Genomic DNA, 21239 nt, shown 5'->3' with positions numbered 1-21239 from the left:
CTCAGGAGAGCGAGTCGACCCAGTTGCGGAGCAGCTGGGCGCCGGCGTCGCCGGACTTCTCGGGGTGGAACTGGGTGGCGCTGAGCGGGCCGTTCTCGACGGCCGCGACGAAGCGGTCACCGCCGTGGGAGGCCCAGGTGACCAGGGGCGCGCGGGTGCGGTCGTTGGTCTGCAGCGTCCACTCGCGCACGCCGTAGGAGTGCACGAAGTAGAAGCGCTCCTCCTCGATGCCGGCGAAGAGGGTCGACGGGCGCTCGGCGTCGTGCGGCACCTCGACGGTGTTCCACCCCATGTGCGGTACGACGGGGGCCTGCAGCCGCTCGACCGTGCCGGGCCACTCGCCGCAGCCCTCGGTCTCGACGCCGTGCTCGACCCCGCGCTCGAAGAGCACCTGCAGGCCGACGCAGATCGCGAGCACCGGGCGACCGCCGGCGAGGCGGCGTCCGATGGTCTCGGGCCCGCGGACGGCGCGGAGCCCGGCCATGCAGGCGGCGAAGGCACCCACCCCGGGGACGACGAGCCCGTCGGCCTCGACGGCGGCCTGCCGGTCGGCGGTGAGCGTCACGTCGGCGCCCGCGCGCTCGAGGGCGCGCACGGCGGAGCGGAGGTTGCCCGACCCGTAGTCGAGCACGGTGACCGACGGCACGGCTACAGCGATCCCTTGGTCGACGGAACGCCCGTCTCGCGCGGGTCGAGCGCCACCGCGTCGCGCAGCGCGCGGGCGACGGCCTTGAACTGCGCCTCGACGATGTGGTGGGGGTCGCGACCGCCCAGCAGCCGCACGTGCATGGTGATGCCGGCGTGGTGGGCGATCGACTCCAGCACGTGCGCGGTCAGCGAGCCGGCGTACGGCACGCCGGAGCCGCCGATCAGGGCGTAGACCTGACCGTCGGGCTCGCCGGAGTGCACGAAGTAGGGCCGGCCGGAGACGTCGACGACCGCCTGCGCGAGCGCCTCGTCGAGCGGCACCAGCGCGTCGCCGTAGCGCCGGATGCCGCGCTTGTCGCCGAGCGCCTCGCGCAGCGCCTCCCCGATCACGATGGCGGTGTCCTCGACGCTGTGGTGGCCGTCGATGTGCACGTCACCCTCGGTGCGCACGGTGAGGTCGACCAGCGAGTGGCGGCCGAGCGCGTCGAGCATGTGGTCGTAGAAGCCGACGCCGGTGCTGATGTCGGTCGCACCGGTGCCGTCGAGGTCGAGCTCGACGAGCACCGAGGACTCCTTGGTCCGGCGCTCGATGCGGCTGGTGCGGCTCATGGCGCGATCTCCTGGGGGGCGGTGGCGTGGACGAGGGCGCTGCGGAAGGCCGCCATCTCCTCGGGGGTGCCGACCGAGACGCGCAGCCAGCCCTCCGGGCCGGTGACGCGGATCAGCACGCCCTGGTCGAGCAGATGCTGCCAGACCCGCTCCCGGTCGGCGAACTCCCCGAAGAGCACGAAGTTGGCGTCGCTCGGCGCCACCGAGAGGCCCCGCTCGCGCAGCCAGGCGACGAGGGCGTCGCGCTCGCCGCGGAGCTCGGCGACCTTGCCGAGCAGCTCGTCGCGGTGGCGCAGCGCCGCCAGCGCCGTGGCCTGGGTGACCGCGGAGAGGTGGTAGGGCAGCCGGACGACGCGCAGCGCGTCACAGATCTCGGGCGCCGCGGCGAGGTAGCCCAGGCGGGCTCCCGCGAGCGCGAAGGCCTTGCTCATGGTGCGCGTGACCACCAGGTTGCGGTGCGCGGGCAGCAGCTCGAGCGCCGAGGGCGTGCCGGCGCGGCGGAACTCGGCGTACGCCTCGTCGATCACGACGACCCCGCCGTCGCCGACGAGCTCGCAGAGCGTGCCGATGACCTCGTGCGGCAGCGCGGTGCCGGTGGGGTTGTTGGGCGAGGGCAGCAGCACCACGCTCGGGCGGTGCTCGGCGACCACGCGCTCGGCCTCGGCGAGGTCGAAGGAGAAGTCGGCCTCGCGACGGCCCACGACGTAGGTGGTGAGGCTGTCGCGGGCGTACTCCGGGTACATCGAGTACGTCGGCGCGAAGCTCACCGCCGTGCGTCCCGGCCCACCGAAGGCCTGCAGCAGCTGCAGCATCACCTCGTTGGAGCCGTTGGCCGCCCAGACCTGAGCAGGGTCGACCCGGACGCCGGCCTCGTGGTGCAGGTAGTCGGCGAGCGCGCCGCGCAGCTCGGTGAACTCGCGGTCGGGGTAGCGGTTGAGCGACCCCGCCACCGCCGCGACCGACGCCGCGACGTCGTCGACGACGGCCTGGGAGGGGCCGTAGGGGTTCTCGTTGACGTTGAGCTGGACCGGCGCCTGCTCGAGCGAGAGCTGCGGTGCGCCGTACGGCGCCACCCCGCGGAGCTCCTCGCGCAGCGGGGGCCAGCTCACGACGGGGTCTCGGCAGGCTCGACCGACGCGCGCACGTCGACCGCCGCCGCGTGGCCGGGGAGGTCCTCGGCGTGGGCCAGCACGGTGACGTGGCGGGCCACGTCGTCGAGCGCCTCGCGGGTGTACTCGACGAGGTGCACGGCCTTGAGGAAGGAGCGCACGGAGAGCCCCGAGGAGTGGCAGGCACAGCCGGCCGTGGGCAGCACGTGGTTGGAGCCGGCGCAGTAGTCGCCGAGCGAGACCGGGGCCCACGGACCGACGAAGACGGCGCCGGCGTTGCGCACCCGGCGGGCCACGTCGGCGGCGTCGGCGGTCTGGATCTCGGTGTGCTCGGCGGCGTAGGCGTTGACCACCGCGAGGCCCTGCTCGACGTCGTCGACCAGCACGATGCCGGACTGCTGCCCGGTCAGGGCGGTGCGCACGCGCTCGACGTGGCGGGTCGCGGCCACCTGCTTCTCGAGCTCGACCTCGACCTCGTCGGCCAGGCGCAGCGAGTCGGTGACCAGCACGCTGGCGGCCATCGGGTCGTGCTCGGCCTGCGAGACCAGGTCGGCCGCGACGTACGCCGCCTCGGCGGTGTCGTCGGCGAGCACGGCGATCTCGGTGGGACCGGCCTCGGAGTCGATGCCGACGACGCCCTTGAGCAGCCGCTTGGCCGCGACGGTGTAGATGTTGCCCGGCCCGGTGACGAGGTCGACCGGCCGGCACGGGCCGGCCCCGTGGGCGAACATCGCGATCGCCTGCGCCCCGCCGGCGGCGTAGACCTCCGTGACGCCGAGCAGCTCGCAGGCGGCCAGGATCGTCGGGTGCGGCAGACCGCCGTGCGCCTTGTTGGGCGAGCTGGCGAGGGCGATCGAGCCGACGCCGGCCACCTGGGCGGGCACGACGTTCATCACCACGCTGGAGACGAGCGGCGCGACGCCGCCGGGCACGTAGAGCCCGACCCGGTCCATCGGCACCATGCGCGCGGTGACGACCGCACCGGGGGCGACCTGGGTGACGACGTCGTCCTCGCGCTCGGCCTCGCAGGTGCGCCGCAGCCGCGCGATCGACTCCTCGAGCCCGGCGCGCACGTCGGGGTCGAGCTCGTCGAGGGCCCGGGTCAGCGCCTCGCGGGGCACCGCCACGTCGGTCAGCTCGACGCCGTCGAAGCGGGCGGAGTACTCCAGCACCGCCGCGACGCCGCGCTCGCGCACGTCGTCGCAGATCGGGCGGACGACATGCACGGCGGCCTCGACGTCGAAGTCCGCGCGCGGCACCACGGCGCGGTAGTCGTCAGGGGTCTCCCCCCGCAGGTCGATCCGGCGAATCATGCCCTCCAGTCTAGGCGTGGGCGACGCAGGTGCGGGCCGTGGGACGGGCGACGAGACGCGCCGGCGGGATCGGCTCCCCGCACACCTCGCACCGGCCGTAGCGTCCCGCGGCCAGGCGCTCGAGGGCGGCGTCGACCTCGGCCAGCCGTGCACGGGCCTGCGCCCGCAGCGCGCCGAGCTGCGAGCGCTCGTAGGCGATCGTCGCGCCCTCCGGGTCGTGCTCGTCGTCGGCGTTGGTGTCGCGGGAGGCCTGCACCACGCCGTCGAGGTCGTGGTCGAGCTCGTCGAGCCGCTGCCGGGCCTCCTCCCGGAGCTCCCGCAGCCGGGCGGCCAGGTCGTCGTCCACCCCTCCAGCCTGGCACCCCCAGCCGACACCCCCAGCCGACACCCCCGGCCGACAGCCTCGCCCGACGGCCTCAGCCCGGCAGCCGCACGACCATGAAGGCGGGGCGGTAGCGGAAGGGGTCGGCGGTGACCTTGGTGACGTCGGTGTCGTTGCGGCTGTAGGAGACCAGCACGCGGCCGGGCTCGGGGTGCAGGTCCGGGTGCGCCAGCGGCATGTAGCGCAGCTCGCCGGCGTCGACGTCGGAGGGCAGGGAGGCCACGGCGGTGCCGTCGTCCCACGGTCCCGCCGGCGACGGCGCCTGCCACACCGCCACCTCGCTGCCGAGGAACTCGTCGCGCTTGCTCAGCGCGTACCACCGCCCGTCGCGCTCGAAGACGCTCAGCGTCTGCGAGACCCCCCGCTCCGCCGGCACCAGGACCGCGGCCCGGTCGGCGCGCGGCTGCCAGCGGCGTCCGTCCCAGTAGCGCCAGGCACCCAGGTCGAGCACGTCGGTCGGTCGGACCCGGGCGACCCGCAGCGAGAAGCCGAAGACGCCCTCCCGGTCGGGGCGGGCGGTGCCGTAGAGATAGGCCCAGCCGTCGTGGACGACGGCGGCCGCGCCCCACTGCGGGCGGGCGGGGTCGGGGTCGTCGTCGCCGAGGTCGCGCTGGGCGAGCAGCCGCGGCGTACCTCCGGCGGGCACCGTGAAGACGGCGACGGAGGGGCCGAGGGACTCGAAGGCGAAGGCGCCGTCGGGCGCGTCGGTGGTGCGCACCCGTTGGGTGCCGACGGCCACGAGGTCGAAGCCGTCGTGCTCCTCGCGCGCCACCGACATCGGCCAGTAGCCGACCCGCTCGTCACGGTCGGGGACGACGGCGCCGTGGTCCTGCGGCACCACGGCCTCCGCGCAGCCGTCGCCGATCACCAGCATGGAGTTGCGCACGAAGCGCTGCCCGTCGAAGTCGGCGGCCCGGAGCGTGTCGCCGAAGACCCACAGCCGGCGCCCGTCCTGCAGCGCGACGTCGGCGCCCACGTCGGCGCCCTGGAAGGCGCCGTTGCCGCGCACCGAGCGCACGAAGCGGTTGGCGTCGTCGACCGAGCGCAGCGGCCCGGTCTCGACGCAGTCGGTGAGCCTCGCGCTGCTGTCGCCGAGCGATCCCTCGGCCCGGGGGCCCGGCGGGTCGCGCTGCACCCACCACAGCCCCGTCGCGACCGTCACCGCCAGGACCGCCACCAGCGCCAGCAGCGCCGGGCGAGCTCTCACGTGGCCAGCATGACAGCGGCCGGCTCCCGGTCGTGCTGCAGCCGGTGCCGCTTCACCACCCCGCCCGCGAGCAGGTACGCCGACCCGCCCCACGCGACGAGCACCAGCACCGCCCCCGTCACCGACCCCACCGCGCCGCCGGAGACCAGCTGGCTGGCCGCGTCGACGTACGCCGTCACCGGCAGCAGGCCGTTGAGCACCTGCACGGGGGCGGGCGCGGTCTCCAGCGGCAGCACGTTGCCCAGCGAGGCCAGCTGCACCGCGAGCAGCAGCACGCCGACCCCCACGCCGACCCAGCCGCCGGCGAGCCGCAGCGCGTAGGCCACCAGCCCGAAGCACACCGCCGCCAGCACGCTGAGCAGGCCGAAGCCCCAGGCCGAGACCATGCCGACGCGCAGCACCGCCAGGGCCAGCAGCACCGCCGCGGCCTGGGCGAGCGCCAGCCCCAGCACCGGCAGGGCCTGCACCAGGGCGAGCCGGCGCGAGGAGACCGGGGTCAGGGCGTGCCGGAGCCCGCCGAGCACGTCGACCCCCAGCGAGGCGGCGACCGCGCCGAGCCACAGCACCAGCCCGACGATCGCCGCGACCAGCCAGCCGTCGTCGTGGGCGGCGTGCTCCACCGAGCTCGACAGGACCACCGGCTGGCTCACCGTGCCGGCGAGCGCCGTCTGCTGGTCGTCGCTGTAGGTCGGCGACTCCGCGGCGCCCTTGGCCAGCCCCTGGCTGAGCTGCTCGGCGCCCGCGTCGGCCTGGCCGGCGCTGGAGCTGAGCGTCTGCGAGCCCGTGGCCAGCTCGCCGGCGGCCGTGGCGCTGGACGCCGCGCCGCCGGCGACCGAGCCGGTCGCCGCGTCGAGCTCGGTCGCGCCGTCCGCCACCGAGACCGCCCCGTCGGCGACGTGCCGGGAGCCGGCCGCCAGGCGGTCGCTCGCCGCCGCGAGGTCGCGAGCCCCGCTGGCGAGCTCGCGCTGACCGGCGGCGAGCGCGCGCGTCCTGTCGCGGACGACGCCGGTGGCGCGGCCGAGCCCGTCGACGCCTCGGTCGACGACCCGGGACCCGGCGCCCACCGCGGTGGAGCGCACGGCGAGGCGGTCGAGGTGGGCGCAGAAGGCGACGTCGGCCCCGGAGGCGCGGCAGGACGACCGCAGCGCGCGCAGGTCGGACGCCAGGCCCTGGCTGCCCTGGGCCAGCCGGTCGGTGGCGCGCCCCACGACGGCGGTGGCGCGGGCGACCTCGCCGGTCAGCCGGGCGAGGTCGCGGCCACCGGCCGCCAGCCTGCCGCTGCTGCGGGCGAGCGAGCCGGCACCGCGGGCGACGTCGGCGGAGCCGGTCGTGAGCTCACGGCTGCCGCGGGCCACCTCGTCCGCGCCGGTGCTCAGCGACGCCGCGCCCTGCTGCAGCTCCCCCGCCCCCGAGGCGAGCGCGTCGAGGCCCCCGGCGAGCTCCTCGGTGCCGTCGTCGAGCTGTACGGCGCCGTCGGCCAGCTGCGCGGTGCCGTCGGCCAGCTGCGCCGCGCTGTCGGCGGCCTGCTGGTTGGAGTCCGCGATCTGGTTGAAGCCCCCGTAGACGTTCTTCAGGTAGCCCTCGGTCGACTGCTGCCCGAGCGCGTCGGCGGCCGCGGCGACGACGGCCTGGCTCAGGTAGGGCACCGTGACGCTGGCCGCGCCGTTGCTCTCCAGGGTGAGCCGACCCGCCTGGGGCTGGTCGCCTGCGGTGGAGACCAGGGCCGCCGAGAAGTCCTCCGGGATGGTCAGCACCGCGTAGTACTCCCCCGAGCGCAGGCCCCGCGTCGCGTCGCTCGTGTCGGTCAGGGTCCACGCCAGCCGGGGGTCGGCGTCGGCGGGGTCGGTCAGCGAGGCGGTCAGCGCCCGCCCTCCGGCGACGGTGGTGGGGTCGGTGACGATCTGGTCCTCGTTGACGACCGCCACCGGGATCCGGTCGACCCGGTCGGCCCGGCCGGTGGTCGACCACACCAGTGCGGCGGCCGCCAGCCCCGGCAGCAGCAGCCCCACCAGGACCCGGCGCGACCAGGTACGCCGCCGTGACCCGCTCACGCGAAGACCTCGCCGGCGCGGGCCCCGCGCTCCTCCGGCGCCTGCTCCGTCACCGGGGTGACACCCTCGGCCACGACGACCACGGCGGCGCCCTCGTCGGCGAGGGCCTGGGCGAGCCCCTCGAGCGTCGGCTCGGCCCGGCGCGTCGGCGGCGCGACCAGCACCACCACCCGGACGCCGCTCGCCAGCGCGAGCGCGGCCTCGACCACGGCGCCGCGCCACGCGGGCGGTGGGTCCACCCGGGTCGTCAGCGACGCCGTCAGGATCGTGGCGGCGGCGGTCAGCTCGCGCCGTCGGCGCCTGGAGGAGCTCAGCAGCCTGACACGGGCGGCGACGGCCGCCGGGGTGGAGTCGTGCGGGCCCGCGATGGTGGGCTCGACGACGGTCACCAGCGGCTGCGCCGCCGCGCGCTGCTCGGGCAGCAGCAGGCCGGCCACCACCAGCTCCCCCGCCTGCTGGTGGCCCCGACCGCCGAGCACGTACGCCGTCGCGCGGCCGGCGCCCGGCGCGACGTCGAGGCGGCCCACCCGACCGGGCGGCACCGCCAGGTGCAGTGGCTCCTCGCTCCCCGGCACGACGAGACCGCGGGCGAGCAGCGCGACCGTGCCGTGCTCGTCCTGCCAGCTCTCCACCGCCACCTTGCGGTGCAGCGCCGCACCCTCGACGTCGACCTCGGGCAGCCGCCGCGCGAGCCAGCCGGGCAGCCACCACGCGCCGCGGCCGAGCAGCACGAGCACCGCCGGCACCAGCGTCATCCGCACCACGAAGGCGTCGACGAAGACCCCGACCGCGAGCCCGAGCGCGATCGGCTTGATGGTCGCGCTCCCCGCGGGGATGAAGGCCACGAAGACGCTCGTCATGATCAGGGCGGCCGCGGTCACCACGCGAGCCGAGGCCCGGAAGCCCCGCTCGACCGCCCCCCGCGGGTCGCCCGTGGCGACGTACTCCTCCCGCATCGCGGAGACCAGGAACATCTCGTAGTCCATCGCCAGTCCGAAGAGCACCCCCATGACGAAGATCGGCAGGAAGCTCACGATCGGTCCCGGCGCCTCGCCCAGCACTCCGGAGAGCCAGCCCCACTGGAAGACGGCCACCACCGCGCCGAGCGCGGCCCCGACCGAGAGCAGGTAGCCCAGCGTCGCCTTGAGCGGCACCGCGACCGAGCGGAAGACCACCGTCAGCAGCAGCAGCGAGAGCCCGATGACGATCGCGGCGAAGGGCACGAGGGCACCGCCGAGCCGCTCGGAGACGTCGATGTTGATGGCCGTCTGGCCGGTCACGAGGATCTGGCCGACGCCGAGGTCGTCCTCCCACCCGGGCGCCGCGGCGCGCAACGCGCGCACCAGGTCGCTGGTCGACGCCGCCGTCTGCCCCTCGCGCGGCACCACCTGCACCAGACCGGTGTCGCCCCCGGGGTTGGGCGTGGCCATGGTGATGTCGACGACGTCGGGCACGGCCGCGATGTCGTCGGCGAGGTCGTCGACGGCGCCGCTCGGGTCGGTGCTCGCGATCACGTCGACCGCCACCGAGAGCGGGGAGTTGTAGCCCTCGCCGAAGGTCCGCGTGATGGCGTCGTAGGTCTCGCGCGCCGAGGTGCCCGACGGCGCGGTGCTGTTGTCGGGCAGCGCCAGGCGCATGCCGGCGGCCGGCACGGCGACCAGCCCGAGCAGCACCAGCACCGCGGCCACGGTCAGCAGCGGCACCCGCGTGACCGCGCGGACCCAGGGGCCGGCCACGCCGCGCCGGGGCGATCGTGGCCGGCCCGAGCGGCGCGTGCGCTCGCGCGGGGGGCGAGGTCGCAACCGCTCCCCCAGGAGGAGCGCGAGGGAGGGGATGAGCGTGAGCGCGGCGAGCACCGCGACGCTGACCGCGCCGGCGGCCGCGAGACCCATCACGGTGAGCACGGGGATGCCGGCGACGGCGAGCCCGGCCAGCGCGATGACGACCGTCGCCCCCGCGAAGACGACCGCGCTCCCCGCCGTGGCGAGGGCGCGCGCCATCGCCTCCGTCGGCGCGAGACCCTCGCCCAGGTGGCGCCGGTAGCGGGAGAGGATGAAGAGCGCGTAGTCGATGCCCACCGCCAGGCCGAGCATCTCCGCCAGGGTGGGGGCGTTGCTCGAGACGGTCGCGACGGAGGAGACGAGCACCACCGTGCTCAGCGTCACGCCCACGCCCACCAGCGAGCTCAGGATCGGCATCCCGGCGGCGACCAGGGAGCCGAAGGTGACCGCGAGGATCAGGAACGACACCATCAGCCCGAGCAGCTCGGGCACCCGGCTCGGGTCGTTGTCAGCCTTGTAGGCGTCGCCGCCGACGTACGTCGTGAGGGGGCTGCCCGGCTTCGGCTCGGCCGCTGCCGCGACCGCGTCGAGCACTCGCGAGGAGGGCACCTGGTCGTCGAAGCGCAGCTGCGCGATCGTGGAGCGCCCGTCGTCGGAGAGCAGCGGGTCGTCGCCGTCGAGCGGGTCGCTCACCGACACGCCGTCGACGGCGTCGGTGCGCGCGACGAGGTCGGCGACGTCGGTGCGGGTCGTGGGGTCGGTGAGACGTCCCGAGCCCGTCGAGATCAGCACCTGGCCGGCCGCCCCGGTGAGGCCGAAGCGGTCGCTGAGCACGACCTGGCCCTGCTGCGACTCCGTGCCGGGGATCGCGACGGAGTCGTCGAAGTCGTCGCCGAGGGCGCCCGCCCCGCCCACCAGCAGCGCCAGCAGCAGCAGCCAGCCCGCGAGGACGAGTCCGCGCCGGCGTGCCAGGACCTCCGCGAGGTGGAACAAGGCGAGCGACACGGCCACTCCTCCGGGTCCGGCACACCGTCGAGAGAGATGTGGCAAGCATCTTGCCAATACTTCGGCCCTGGCAAGGGGCCGTGCCCGGTGGCCTAGGCCATGCCCGCCGGCTCGAGCAGCGCCCGCAGCATGGTGGCCAGCACCTCGCGGGTGCTCTCCTCCGACAGGCCGCGCTCCCGGCGGAGGGCCTCGAGCGGCTCGAACTGGCACACCGTGTCGATCGCCGCCGCCACCGCCTCGGCCCGCTCGGGGCCCAGCCGGTCGAGCTCGGGCGCGAACTGCTGCCACACCAGCGCGTGCAGCTGGCTGCGCCGGTGGTGCACCACGGCCGCGATCACCGGCAGCTGCCGCGCCGCGAGCAGCGCGACGCGCGCGGTGGGGGCGATCGCGCCGTAGAGCAGCATCCGGTGGTCGAGGAAGGCGGCGATCCGCTCCTCCGGACCGCCCTCGCCGGCCCCCTCGAGCACGAAGAGCGGCTCCGCCACGACCAGCCGTCGCTGCAGGGCCGCCAGCAGCAGCTGCTCGCGGTCGGGGAAGTAGCGGTAGACCGAGCGCAGCGAGACCCCCGAGCGACGGGCGACGTCCTCCGGGGAGGGCTCGATGTCCCCCTCGACGAAGAGCTCGTGGACGGCGTCGAGCACCGCCTCCAGGTTGCGCTGCCGCCGCGCCGCACGACCGTCGGTGCCGGCGGGCGTCGTCCCCCCGGACACGGCGTCAGGCACGGCGTCGCTCGACACGCTCACACCGTACGTCGCGGCGCGCGGAGCCGCCGCGCGCCGCCCCTGAGCGCCGGGCCGACTCGCTAGGTTGGCCCCATGACGACGGTGCCGCTGTTCCCCCTCAGCACCGTGGTCTTCCCCGGGGTCTCGCTGCCGCTGCACGTCTTCGAGGAGCGCTACCGCACCCTGATCCGTGAGCTGCTCGAGGTGGAGCAGGTCTTCGACCGCGTCTTCGGGGTCGTCGCCATCCGCGAGGGCTACGAGGTCGGCGACCACGGCGCCCAGTCGGTGCACCGGGTCGGCACCCTGGTGCAGCTGAGCGAGGTGCACCCCTACGACGACGGCCGCTTCGACATCGAGGTGATCGGTCGCGAGCGGCTGCGGGTGCTCGAGCACGACGCCAGCGGCCCCTTCCTGCGCGGCCAGGTGACGCTGCTGCCCGACGGTGAGGAGGAGGGGGCGGCCGAGGAGGCGGCGCACACGCTCGAGGTCTTCGAGACCTACCGCGCGCGGCTCTCCGACCTGCGCGGTGGACCGGTGCTGGTGGGCGAGCTGCCACGCGACCCGGCGTACCTCTCCTACGCGCTGGCGAGCACCTGCCTGCTGACGCTGCCGCAGCGACAGGAGCTGCTCGAGGCCGAGGGCGCCACCGACCGGCTGCGCGCGCTGCGGGGCCTGCTGCGCGAGGAGATGCGGGCGATGCGCGCGCTGCCGTCGCTGCCCGCGACCGAGGTCGCGCGCACCCGGTGGTCGCCCAACTGATGGCCCGGGAGCGGCGCGCCCGGAATGGCGGGACCCCGGCCACGACGGCGCTCGACCGGGCCGGCGTCGCCTACTCGGTGCACCCCTACGACCACGACCCCGCGGCGGCGTCGTACGGCGGCGAGGCGGCGGCGCTGCTCGGCCTGGAGCCCGGCGAGGTCTTCAAGACCCTCCTCGCCGACGTCGACGGGCGGCTGGTGGTGGCCGTGGTGCCGGTCAGCGGCCAGCTCGACCTCAAGGCCCTCGCGGCCGCCCTGGGGGCCAAGCGCGCGGCGATGGCCGACCCGGCGCGGGCGGAGCGGAGCACCGGCTACGTCGTCGGCGGCATCAGCCCGCTGGGGCAGCGCACCGCGCTGACCACCGTGGTCGACGCCAGCGCGCTGGAGCTCGCGCGCGTCTACGTGAGCGGCGGACGGCGCGGCCTCGACCTCGGCCTGGACCCGCGCGACCTCGTCCGGCTGCTCGAGGCGCAGGTCGCTCCCCTGGCCCGGGTGTGACCACGGGTGCCTCCGGGCACCGGCACGGCATGCAGCCCACCACCGCACGAGACCTCTCCGGCACCGTCGCCGTCGTCACCGGCGCCTCCAGCGGCATCGGGGAGGCGACCGCTCGCGCGCTGTCGGTCCTCGGCGCCACGGTGGCGCTGGTCGCGCGCCGCGCCGACCGGCTCCAGCAGCTGGCCCACGAGCTCGCCGAGGCCGGGGGGCAGGCCGACCCGGTGGAGGTCGACGTCACCGACGCCGACGCCGTGCGCGCCGCGCTCGACGGGGTCGCCGAGCGGCACGGCGCGATCGACGTGCTGGTCAACAACGCCGGCGTGGCGCGCTCGGGTCCCGCCGCGGAGGCCGACCTGGCCGACTGGCAGCTCATGGTCGAGGTCAACCTCGGCGGCGTTCTCAACGCGACGCACGCCGCGCTGCCGCACCTGCTGGCCGCGGCGTCGGGCACCCGCGGGGTGGCCGACCTTGTCACGGTGAGCTCCGCCAGCGGCCGCCGGGTGCCCAAGCCCGAGAGCAACGTCTACGCCGCCACCAAGCACGCTGTCGGTGCCTTCAGCGAGGGCCTGCGCCAGGAGCTCGGCCCCCAGGGCGTGCGCGTGGGGCTGGTCGAGCCCGGCTTCGTGGTCACCGAGCTCACGGCGGGGCGTGACTTCGGCGAGCGCGAGGCGCTGCAGGCCGAGGACGTGGCCGACGCCATCGGCTACATGGTGACGCGGCCGGCACACATGGGCGTCAACGAGCTGCTCGTGCGCGCGGTGGACCAGGTGAGCTGACCCAACCGCGCCACGGTCAGTTCAGCGACAGCCGGGCCTCGCCGCGGGCGACGTCGCCGTCGACCCAGCCGGAGATCCCGAAGGCCCGCAGCGGCGCCAGGTTGTCCTCCAGCTCGGGGTCGTCGACGGTGCTCGTGACCAGCTCGCGCCAGGAGTCGGTGAGGTGGAGGTAGAGCACGGCGGTGGCCTGCTCGCCCTCGGGCACCACGGACTCGAAGGCCTCGGAGTCCAGCAGCGAGCCCTCCCCCTCGAGCAGGCTCTCGGCGTACGCCGGCTGGAAGGACATCGCCACGGTGTCGTCGTCGGACTCGACGACCACGCCCTGCGACTCCAGCGACAGGCCGCTCGCCTGCTCGACCCGGTCGAGGATGTCCTGGATCTCGGCGGCGTCGCCCTGGACGCGGAGCCCGGCCGGGACGTCCTGCGGCCCGGTGGGCTCCGAGGCCGGGGCCTCACCGCCGACCGAGAGGCTCAGCGAGTCGCCGAGCAGCGTCAGCACGTCGTCGGGGAAGCTCAGCCCCACCGAGCCCAGCGCGCCCTCGACCTGGCCGAGCAGGTCGTCGGTGGCGCCCGGCTGGCCCGGCGCGGTGGCCTCGCGGATCCGGTCGCGGGTCTCCTCGCTGACCCCGAGCGCCAGCAGCGCCGCGGTGTCGTCGGGCAGCGTCTCGAGCTCCTGGTCGAGCGGCGCGTCACCGACGGCGCCGGCCGCGCTGCTGGCGAAGGAGAGCACGACGCCGTCGTCGAAGCGCAGCGAGGCCGCGGCTCCCTCGAAGTCCTCCAGCTGCTCCTCGAGCCCCTCGGTGTCCTGCCCGCCCTGCGCGGCCAGCTCGCCGAAGAGCTCGGCCGCCTCGGCCGCGGCGTACATCTCCACGATGCCGTCGCCGCCGGCCTCGTCGGTCCAGCGCTGGTAGGCGTCGTCGCCGCTCAGCGGGTCCTCCTGGCCGTCGGCCAGCGCCTGCTCGGCGATCTCGTCGGTCTCGGCGATCACGACGTAGTCGTCGCCGAAGGCGAGGCCGCCGGCCTGGTCACCGGTGTCGCCGCAGGCCTGCAGCGCCTCGATGCCGTCACGCGCGGCGTCGGCGTCGGTCACCTGGACCACGCCGACGGGCGTCGGCTCGTCGTCGCCCGGGAGGGCGGCCACGGCGAAGCGCTGGCCGAGCCAGGGCTTGACGTCCTCGGCGTAGTCGACGTCGGGGCAGACGTCCTCCTCGGCCTGCAGCCTCTCGAAGAGCGCCTGCACCACGTCGTCGTCGGACTCCAGGCCCACCTCCTCGCGGAAGGCGGGGAACTTGCGCAGCGTCTGGATCGCCTCGATCTTCTGGCCGCCGGAGGGGTCGAGGTCGACACTGACCACGCCGAGCGTGTCGGCGGGCAGCACGTCGGCCGGCTGCGCGCCGCCACCGGCCAGCAGCCGCCAGGCCGCGAAGCCGCCGCCGGCGAGCAGCAGCACCACCGCCCCGGAGACGAGCAGGACGACCAGGCTGCCCCGGCCGCGGCGCGAGGAGCCCGTCGGCTCCTGCGGCTCGGGCTGCACAGGCATGGAAGTGGTCTCGGACATCGGTCCCCCCGTTGGTCGTCCGCGGCGCTACGGGCAGCAGGCTACCCCGGCGCGGGACGGCCCGGCGCGATCCGCGCGGCATCGTCGGGGTGGTCGGCGGGGCCGGCGTCGGACTCCGAGGGGGTCTCTCCGGGCTCCTCGCCGTCGGCACGGCGCAGCACCAGCAGCTGCACCAGCGCCCCGGCCACCGCGGCCACCGGCCACAGCCAGGCCATGCCCGTGGCCTGCAGCGTCAGGTCGAGCGGCGCCTGGGCGCCGACGTCGGCGCCCGCGAGCACGTCGGCGGGGTCGGGCGGCCCGAGCAGGCTCCCCCCGCGCACCATCAGCACGGCTGACAGCCCGGCGCCGAGTGCCACGAGCAGCACCATCAGCTCGGGACGGCGCGAGCGCCAGGTGAGCAGCGCGAGCCCGCTGAGCAGGCCCAGGACCAGCGCGACGGCGCCGAACCAGCCGTCGATGCCGACCTGCAGCTCCAGCTGCTGGCCCTGCAGTGCCGCACCGCCCTCGGTCTGCGTGGCCACGGGAGTGGGGGCGAGCTGCGCCCAGGCGACGGCGCCGAGCACGCCGGCGGTGACGAACCACACCAGGCAGATCACGACGTCGGCGAGCGAGCCCCTGCGGTCGCTCACCCCAGGCACCCGGGACCGAGCAGCTGCTTGAGGTCGCCGTACAGCGCGGGCGAGGGAGCGACGCGGAGCCGGTCGTCGACGCGCAGCAGCTGGGTGCCGCCGCGGGTGAGCAGCCGCAGCCGGACCTCGGTGGTGCCGGGGTGGGTGCGCAGCACCTCCTTGAGCCGGTCGACGATGGGCGGCGTGCAGCGGGTGGAGGGCAGCGAGATCGTCACGGGTCCGACGGCGCGGTCGTCGAGCGAGGGGGTCGTGACGGCGCGGCCGCGGACCTCGGGCTGGTCCTTGCTCCGGTCGAGCCGGCCCTGCACCGCGACCACGGTGTCCTCGACGAGCAGCGTGGCGGCGAGCTGGTAGTCGCTGGGGAAGAAGAGCACGTCGACCGCGCCCTCGAGGTCCTCGATGGTCACGATGGCCCAGGTGTTGCCGGTCTTGGTGATCTTGCGCTGCACCTGCGTGATCAGCCCGCAGATGGTCACCTGCTGACCGTCGGGCCGGTCCTCGTCGGTGACGAGCTGGCCGATGGTGCAGTCGGCGGCGCTGGAGAGCACGTGCTCGAGGCCGGTGAGCGGGTGGTCGGAGACGTAGAGGCCGAGCATCTCGCGCTCGTGGCCGAGCAGCGTCATCTTGTCCCACTCCTCGAGGTCGGGCACGGCCACCTTCATGTCGAAGATGGGCTCGTTACCGCCCATCAGCTCGTCGAAGAGCGAGTCCTGCCCGCCGCCGGCGTCCTTCTTCATCGAGGCGTAGCGGTCGACGGCCTCCTCGTGGACGGCGACCAGCGCCCGCCGGCGGTGCTTCATGTCGTCGAAGGCGCCGGCCTTGATCAGCGACTCCAGCAGCCGCTTGTTGCAGACCTGGGCGTCGACCTTGTCCATGAAGTCGTTGAAGTCCTCGAAGCGGCCGTGCTCCTCGCGCGCGGCCACGATGCGCTCGACGACGCCCGCCCCGACGTTGCGGATGGCGGTGAGCCCGAAGCGCACGTCCTCGCCGACGGGCGTGAAGTTCTTCGACGACTCGTTGACGTCGGGCGGCAGCACCCGGATCTTCATCCGGCGGCACTCGTTGAGGTAGATCGGGCGGCGGTCCTTGTCGTCCTTGGTGCTGGTGAGCAGCGCCGCCATGTACTCCTGCGGGTAGTTGGCCTTGAGGTAGGCCGTCCAGTAGGACACCACGCCGTACGCCGCGGAGTGCGCCTTGTTGAAGGCGTAGTCGGAGAAGGGCAGCAGGATGTCCCACAGCGCGGTGATCGCCTTCTGCGAGTAGCCCCGCTCGAGCATGCCGCCCTGGAAGCCGGCGTACTGCTTGTCGAGCTCCTCCTTCTTCTTCTTGCCCATCGCGCGCCGCAGGTTGTCGGCCTGGCCCAGGCTGAAGCCCGCCAGGACCTGGGCGATCTCCATCACCTGCTCCTGGTAGACGATCAGGCCGTAGGTCTCCCCCAGCACCGGCTCCAGCGCCTCGGCGAGCTCGGGATGGATGGGGTCGATGGGCTCGCGGCCGTTCTTGCGGCGGGCGTACTTGTTGTGGGAGTCGGCGCCCATCGGGCCCGGGCGGTAGAGCGCGCCGACGGCGGAGATGTCCTCGAACTTGTCGGGGCGCATGCTGCGCAGCAGCGCGCGCATCGGGCCGCCGTCGAGCTGGAAGACGCCGAGGGTGTCGCCGCGGGCCATCAGCTCGTAGGTCGCGGGGTCGTCGAAGGGCAGGTCCTCGAGCACGACCTTCTCGCCGCGGTTGGCCTCGATGTTCTCCAGCGCGTCGTCGAGTACGGTGAGGTTGCGCAGGCCCAGGAAGTCCATCTTGACCAGCCCGAGCGCCTCGCACATCGGGTAGTCGAACTGGGTGATGATCGCGCCGTCCTGCTCGCGCTTCATGATCGGCACGACGTCGACCAGCGGCTCGCTCGACATGATCACGCCGGCGGCGTGCACGCCCCACTGGCGGATCTGGCCCTCCAGGCCGACCGCGGTCTCGTAGATCTTGCGGACGTCGGCGTCGGAGTCGTGCAGCGTGCGGAACTCCGCGGCCTCGGCGTAGCGCTTGTGCTCGCTGTTGAAGAGCTCCTTGAGCGGCACGCCCTTGCCCATCACGTCGGCGGGCAGCGCCTTGGTGATCCGGTCGGAGACGCCAAAGCCGTAGTCGAGCACGCGGGCGGCGTCCTTGATCGCCGCCTTGGCCTTGAGCCGGCCGAAGGTGGCGATGTAGGCGACCCGGTCGCTGCCGTACTTGTCGCTGACGTAGCGGATCACCTCGGCGCGTCGGCGCTCGTCGAAGTCGATGTCGAAGTCGGGCATCGAGGGGCGCTCGGGGTTGAGGAAGCGCTCGAAGATCAGGCCGTGCTGCAGCGGGCACAGGTCGGTGATGCGCAGCGCGTACGCCGCGATGGAGCCGGCGCCCGAGCCGCGGCCCGGGCCGACCCGGATGCCGTTGTCCTTGGCCCACTGGATGAAGTCGGCGACCACGAGGTAGTAGCCGCAGTAGCCCTTGGCGCCGATGACGCCGAGCTCCATCTCGACGCGGTCGCGGACGTCCTGGGTGAGCGCGTCGCCGGGGTAGCGCGACTCGATCCCGCGCCAGACCTCCTTGCGGAACCAGGAGTCCTCGGTCTCCCCCGCCGGCACGTCGGCGCGCGCCATGTAGCCGCCGGTGGACTCGCTGAACTGGACGTCGCAGCGCTCGGCGATCAGCAGCGTGTTGTCGCAGGCCTCGGGCATCTCGTGCTTGTCGGCCCACAGCGAGCGCATCTCGGCGGCCGACTTGATGTAGTAGCCGCCGCCGTCGAACTTGAGCCGGTTGGGGTCGGAGAGCCGCTTGCCGGACGCGACGCAGATCAGCGCGTCCTGCGCCCCGGCGTCCTCGGGGTTGTTGTAGTGGGAGTCGTTGGTCGCCACCGGCGGGATGCCGAGCTGCTTGCCCAGGCGGAGCAGGTCGTCGCGCACGCGCTTCTCGACGCTGATGTCGTGGTCCATCAGCTCGAGGAAGAAACTGTCCTTGCCGAAGATGTCCTGGAAGTCGCTGGCGGCCTTGACGGCCTCGTCCCACTGGCCCAGCCGGAGCCGGGTCTGGATCTCGCCCGAGGGGCAGCCGGTGGTGGCGATCAGACCCTGCGAGAGCTCGGAGAGCAGCTCGCGGTCGGCGCGGGGCTTGTAGTAGAAGCCCTCCATGCTGGAGCGGCTGGAGAGCCGGAAGAGGTTGTGCATGCCGACGGTGTCGGCCGCCCACATCGTCATGTGGGTGTAGGCGCCACCGCCCGCGACGTCGTCGCCGCCCTCCTCGGCCGCGCCGCCCCGACCCCAGCGCACCCGCCGGCGCTCGCCGCGCATCGTGCCGGGCGTCAGGTAGGCCTCCAGCCCGATGATCGGCTTGACGCCGTGCTTGCGGCCCTTGGACCAGAAGTCGTAGGCGCCGTGGAGGTTGCCGTGGTCGGTCATCGCGATGGCCGGCATGCCCAGCGACGCGGTGCGCTCGAAGAGGCCGTCGAGCAGCGACGCGCCGTCGAGCATGGAGTACTCGGTGTGCACGTGGAGGTGCACGAACCCGTCGTTGCTGCCCGGTGCCATGGAGCGCGTTCAGACCTTTCGGCTCGGAGGGCAACTGCGTGGGGGAAGGGGATTCACCCTACGTCAGCCAAGCACCCGCCCCTGACAGCGACGCGTCCTCGCGGCGAGCACCGCGGCGGCGAGCAGCGCCGTCCCCGCCAGGACCGCGACACCGGCCGCGACGCCGTCCCAGCCGGCCGTGGTCCACGCCTCGCCGAGCCAGAGCCCGAAGATGCTCGAGCCCCCGTAGTACGCCGCCACGTAGACCGCGCTGGCCCGGGTGCCGCGGCCGGGACCCGCCACCGCCGGCGCCCATCCGCTGGCGGTGCCGTGCGCCGCGAAGAAGCCCGCCGTCAGCACCACGAGACCGACCACGACGAGGACCAGCCGGTCGGGCAGCGTGAGCGCCAGGCCGGCCAGCATCACCAGCACCGAGGCGGCCAGGACGCCCGGGCGGCCCCAGCGGTCGGCGGCACGGCCGGCCGCGGCCGACGACACGCTGCCGGCGAGGTAGGCCAGGAAGACCAGGCCCAGCAGCCCGGGGGCGAGCGAGAAGGGCGGGTCGGAGAGCCGGAAGCCGAGGTAGTTGTAGACCGCCACGAAGCCCCCCATGAGGGTGAAGGGCACCACGGCCACCAGCCACACGCGGGGTGCCGGCCAGCCGGCCGCACCGGAGGCCCCCTCCCCCGGACCGCCAGTGTCGTCGGCGACGGTGTCGGGCAGCACCCGCCAGAAGACCACCGTGACCGCCGCGGCCGCCAGCGCCAGGGCGAGCACGCCCCAGCGCCAGCCGGCCAGGTCGGAGACCCCGGAGGTGACCAGCCGGCCGGAGACCCCGCCGAGGGAGTTGCCGGAGACGTAGAGCCCCATCGCGGACGCCAACCCGGCCGGGTGCACCTCGGCGCCGACGTGGCCCATCGCCACGCCCGCCACCGCGGCCAGTGCGACCCCGGTCAGGGCGCGCAGCACCACCAGGGTGGTGAAGTCGGGGGCCAGCGCCACCGCGACCGTCAGCAGCACGGCTGCCACCAGGCCGCCGCGCATCACCCGCGCCCGCCCGTAGCGCCGGGCGAGCCCCACCACGGGGATCACCGTCAGCGCGAGCGCCCCCGTGCTCGCGCTCACCGCCAGGCTCGCCAGCGTCGGCGCCACGGCGTACTCCGCGGCGAGCTGGGGCAGCACCGGCTGCGTGGCGTAGAGCAGGCCGAAGGCCGCCAGCCCCGCCAGCACCATCGCCAGGTTGAGCCGCCGGTAGCCCGCCGACCCCGGCCGGTGCAGCAGCTCCACGGGCTGGCCGCCGGACGGCCCCGAGACACTCACCCCACCACCGTGCCCCGCCGCCGCCCGGGACGACACCGGATGTGAGCCGTCAGACACGCGCCCCGGCTCGGTCCGGGTGGTCGAGGAAGGCGCAGCGCCTGTCTCGAGACGTGGTCGAGGAAGGCGCGCAGCGCCTGTCTCGAGACCCGGCGAGGTGGGCCGCTTACGGGGTCTCGAGACGGTTGCTGCGCAACCTCCTCGACCACCCGGAGTGGCTCAGGTGGTCAAGGCGCGCGGACCGACGCCGGGTGGTCGAGGAAGGCGCGCGGACCGTGGTCGAGGAAGGCGCGCAGCGCCTGTCTCGAGACCCGGCGAGGTGGGCCGCTTACGGGGTCTCGAGACGGTTGCTGCGCAACCTCCTCGACCACCCGAAGTGGCTCAGGTGGTCAAGGCGCGCGGACCGACGCCGGGTGGTCGAGGAAGGCGCGCAGCGCCTGTCTCGAGACCCGGCCGGGGGGCCGCTTACGGGGTCTCGAGACGGTTGCTGCGCAACCTCCTCGACCACCCGGAGTGGCTCAGGTGGTCGAGGTACGCGGGGCGCGGGGTCTCGACAAGCTCGACCGACGGGGCCCGGGTCAGTGGTGGGTGGCGAGGGGTGCTCGGCTGGTGGGGACGACCGTGTAGGTCTTGCCCTGCGGGCTCGACCAGTCGTAGGTGCCGTCGCGGCGGCGGACGTAGTTCCAGCCGGCGTGGGTCTTGGCGCGGTGGTGGCGCCTGCACAGCGGCGCAAGGTTCGAAGGTCGCGTCTGGCCGGGCGTGCCGTCCGGGTCGTACGCCTGGATGTGGTCGAGGTCGCAGGAGCGCGAGTCGCGGGCGCAGCCGGGGAGACGCAGGTCGCGTCCCGCAGGAGGACCTGCTCGCGCATCGCGGGTGGTGGGTCGTGTCGGTCGACGGAGGCGTCGGTGCTGAGGTCGATGACGGGCCGCACGCGGACGGCGACGCCGTCCACGGCGTGACGCGCCAACCAGCCCGCGAACAGCTCGGTGGAGAGTGCGCCGAGCCGCTCGACCACCGCCACGCCCTCGCCCTCGAGGTCTGACGGGGTGAGGTGGACGTTCAGGTCGACGGTCCCGGCATCGCGAGGCCGGGCATCGCTCGACTTCCCGGTCATGAGGTCGAGCGCGTGCTGGGGGTCGGCCAGCACACCGACGGCCTTGGCGCGGCGGACGTCGAGGACGTCGGTGTCACCCAGCTCCTTGAGCTCTCCGGCCAGCCGACCGACGGTGTGGTCGAAGGCGATCGCGTCGGGGGTGTCGAGGGTCAGGTGGAGGTCGGTGACGCCGGGTGCGTGGCCGTCGCGGTGTAGCCACACCCCACGCCGCGCGAGCGCCTCGTCCTCG

The 21239-nt window shown here is 74.5% G+C and carries 17 protein-coding genes; 4 read left to right on the top strand and 13 right to left on the bottom strand.

Annotated features, from left to right (window positions below):
• Position 1: 1 nt before the first annotated feature.
• From hisH to IG63_RS22795, 9 genes are all read right to left on the bottom strand, one after another.
• Positions 2 to 646, bottom strand: a complete 645-nt coding sequence (gene hisH, locus IG63_RS0116450; RefSeq protein ID WP_030485443.1) for an imidazole glycerol phosphate synthase subunit HisH — start codon at positions 644 to 646, stop codon at positions 2 to 4.
• A 2-nt stretch (positions 647 to 648) separates the two neighbouring features.
• Entirely contained in the window at positions 649 to 1257 is a 609-nt protein-coding gene (hisB, locus tag IG63_RS0116445; protein ID WP_030485442.1) for an imidazoleglycerol-phosphate dehydratase HisB, read from the bottom strand.
• Positions 1254 to 2366, bottom strand: coding sequence for a histidinol-phosphate transaminase (locus tag IG63_RS0116440; RefSeq protein ID WP_036195952.1), 1113 nt, complete (start codon positions 2364 to 2366; stop codon positions 1254 to 1256). Before IG63_RS0116440 ends, hisB begins: the two co-directional genes overlap by 4 nt.
• The gene (gene hisD / locus IG63_RS0116435) at positions 2363 to 3679 is read right to left on the bottom strand and encodes a histidinol dehydrogenase (protein ID WP_030485440.1); all 1317 of its coding nucleotides are present in this window, start codon (positions 3677 to 3679) and stop codon (positions 2363 to 2365) included. The genes IG63_RS0116440 and hisD overlap by 4 nt, the downstream gene beginning before the upstream one ends.
• Before the next feature lie 10 nt (positions 3680 to 3689).
• A complete protein-coding gene (locus tag IG63_RS0116430) occupies positions 3690 to 4025 on the bottom strand; it encodes a TraR/DksA family transcriptional regulator (protein ID WP_051707024.1) in 336 nt (111 codons plus the stop codon).
• Positions 4026 to 4095: 70 nt separating this feature from the next.
• On the bottom strand, positions 4096 to 5268 hold the full coding sequence (locus IG63_RS0116425; RefSeq protein WP_030485438.1) for a DUF4185 domain-containing protein: 1173 nt from the start codon (positions 5266 to 5268) through the stop codon (positions 4096 to 4098).
• Positions 5265 to 7319 carry a YhgE/Pip family protein gene (locus IG63_RS0116420; protein WP_157210243.1) on the bottom strand — a complete coding sequence of 685 codons (2055 nt, stop codon included), beginning with the start codon at positions 7317 to 7319 and terminating at the stop codon, positions 5265 to 5267. The genes IG63_RS0116425 and IG63_RS0116420 overlap by 4 nt, the downstream gene beginning before the upstream one ends.
• On the bottom strand, positions 7316 to 10105 hold the full coding sequence (locus IG63_RS0116415; RefSeq protein ID WP_051707023.1) for an MMPL family transporter: 2790 nt from the start codon (positions 10103 to 10105) through the stop codon (positions 7316 to 7318). The genes IG63_RS0116420 and IG63_RS0116415 overlap by 4 nt, the downstream gene beginning before the upstream one ends.
• A gap of 92 nt (positions 10106 to 10197) precedes the next feature.
• Positions 10198 to 10842 (bottom strand): TetR/AcrR family transcriptional regulator, encoded by a 645-nt coding sequence (locus IG63_RS22795; RefSeq protein ID WP_169741812.1) that lies wholly within the window; start codon positions 10840 to 10842, stop codon positions 10198 to 10200.
• 78 nt (positions 10843 to 10920) lie between these two features.
• Between IG63_RS22795 and IG63_RS0116405 the strand changes: the two genes are divergently transcribed.
• From IG63_RS0116405 to IG63_RS0116395, 3 genes are read left to right on the top strand one after another with little or no spacing between them, the layout of a single operon-like run.
• The gene (locus IG63_RS0116405; protein WP_030485434.1) at positions 10921 to 11586 is read left to right on the top strand and encodes an LON peptidase substrate-binding domain-containing protein; all 666 of its coding nucleotides are present in this window, start codon (positions 10921 to 10923) and stop codon (positions 11584 to 11586) included.
• Complete coding sequence (gene ybaK, locus IG63_RS0116400) at positions 11586 to 12083, top strand: Cys-tRNA(Pro) deacylase (RefSeq protein ID WP_030485433.1); 498 nt, start codon at positions 11586 to 11588, stop codon at positions 12081 to 12083. The genes IG63_RS0116405 and ybaK overlap by 1 nt, the downstream gene beginning before the upstream one ends.
• 29 nt (positions 12084 to 12112) lie before the next feature.
• Entirely contained in the window at positions 12113 to 12859 is a 747-nt protein-coding gene (locus tag IG63_RS0116395; protein ID WP_030485432.1) for an SDR family oxidoreductase, read from the top strand.
• Positions 12860 to 12875: 16 nt separating this feature from the next.
• On the opposite strand, the gene IG63_RS0116390 is transcribed toward IG63_RS0116395, so the two are convergent.
• The 4 genes from IG63_RS0116390 to IG63_RS0116375 all read right to left on the bottom strand — a co-directional run bounded on the left by IG63_RS0116390 (position 12876) and on the right by IG63_RS0116375 (position 19899).
• A complete protein-coding gene (locus IG63_RS0116390; protein ID WP_169741811.1) occupies positions 12876 to 14399 on the bottom strand; it encodes a DUF3352 domain-containing protein in 1524 nt (507 codons plus the stop codon).
• Between the two features lie 59 nt (positions 14400 to 14458).
• On the bottom strand, positions 14459 to 15046 hold the full coding sequence (locus IG63_RS22790) for a hypothetical protein (RefSeq protein ID WP_051707021.1): 588 nt from the start codon (positions 15044 to 15046) through the stop codon (positions 14459 to 14461).
• Positions 15043 to 18600 carry a DNA polymerase III subunit alpha gene (gene dnaE / locus IG63_RS0116380; protein ID WP_030485429.1) on the bottom strand — a complete coding sequence of 1186 codons (3558 nt, stop codon included), beginning with the start codon at positions 18598 to 18600 and terminating at the stop codon, positions 15043 to 15045. The genes IG63_RS22790 and dnaE overlap by 4 nt, the downstream gene beginning before the upstream one ends.
• A gap of 63 nt (positions 18601 to 18663) precedes the next feature.
• Positions 18664 to 19899, bottom strand: coding sequence for an MFS transporter (locus tag IG63_RS0116375; protein WP_157210241.1), 1236 nt, complete (start codon positions 19897 to 19899; stop codon positions 18664 to 18666).
• A 1123-nt stretch (positions 19900 to 21022) separates the two neighbouring features.
• On the opposite strand from IG63_RS0116375, the gene IG63_RS0116365 reads away from it, so the two are divergent.
• A complete protein-coding gene (locus IG63_RS0116365; protein WP_157210240.1) occupies positions 21023 to 21205 on the top strand; it encodes a hypothetical protein in 183 nt (60 codons plus the stop codon).
• Positions 21206 to 21239: the final 34 nt, after the last annotated feature.

It is taken from the genome of Nocardioides aequoreus, assembly GCF_000720335.1.
GTDB lineage: Bacteria > Actinomycetota > Actinomycetes > Propionibacteriales > Nocardioidaceae > Marmoricola > Marmoricola aequoreus.
This window is presented reverse-complemented; position numbering and strand designations above follow the sequence as displayed.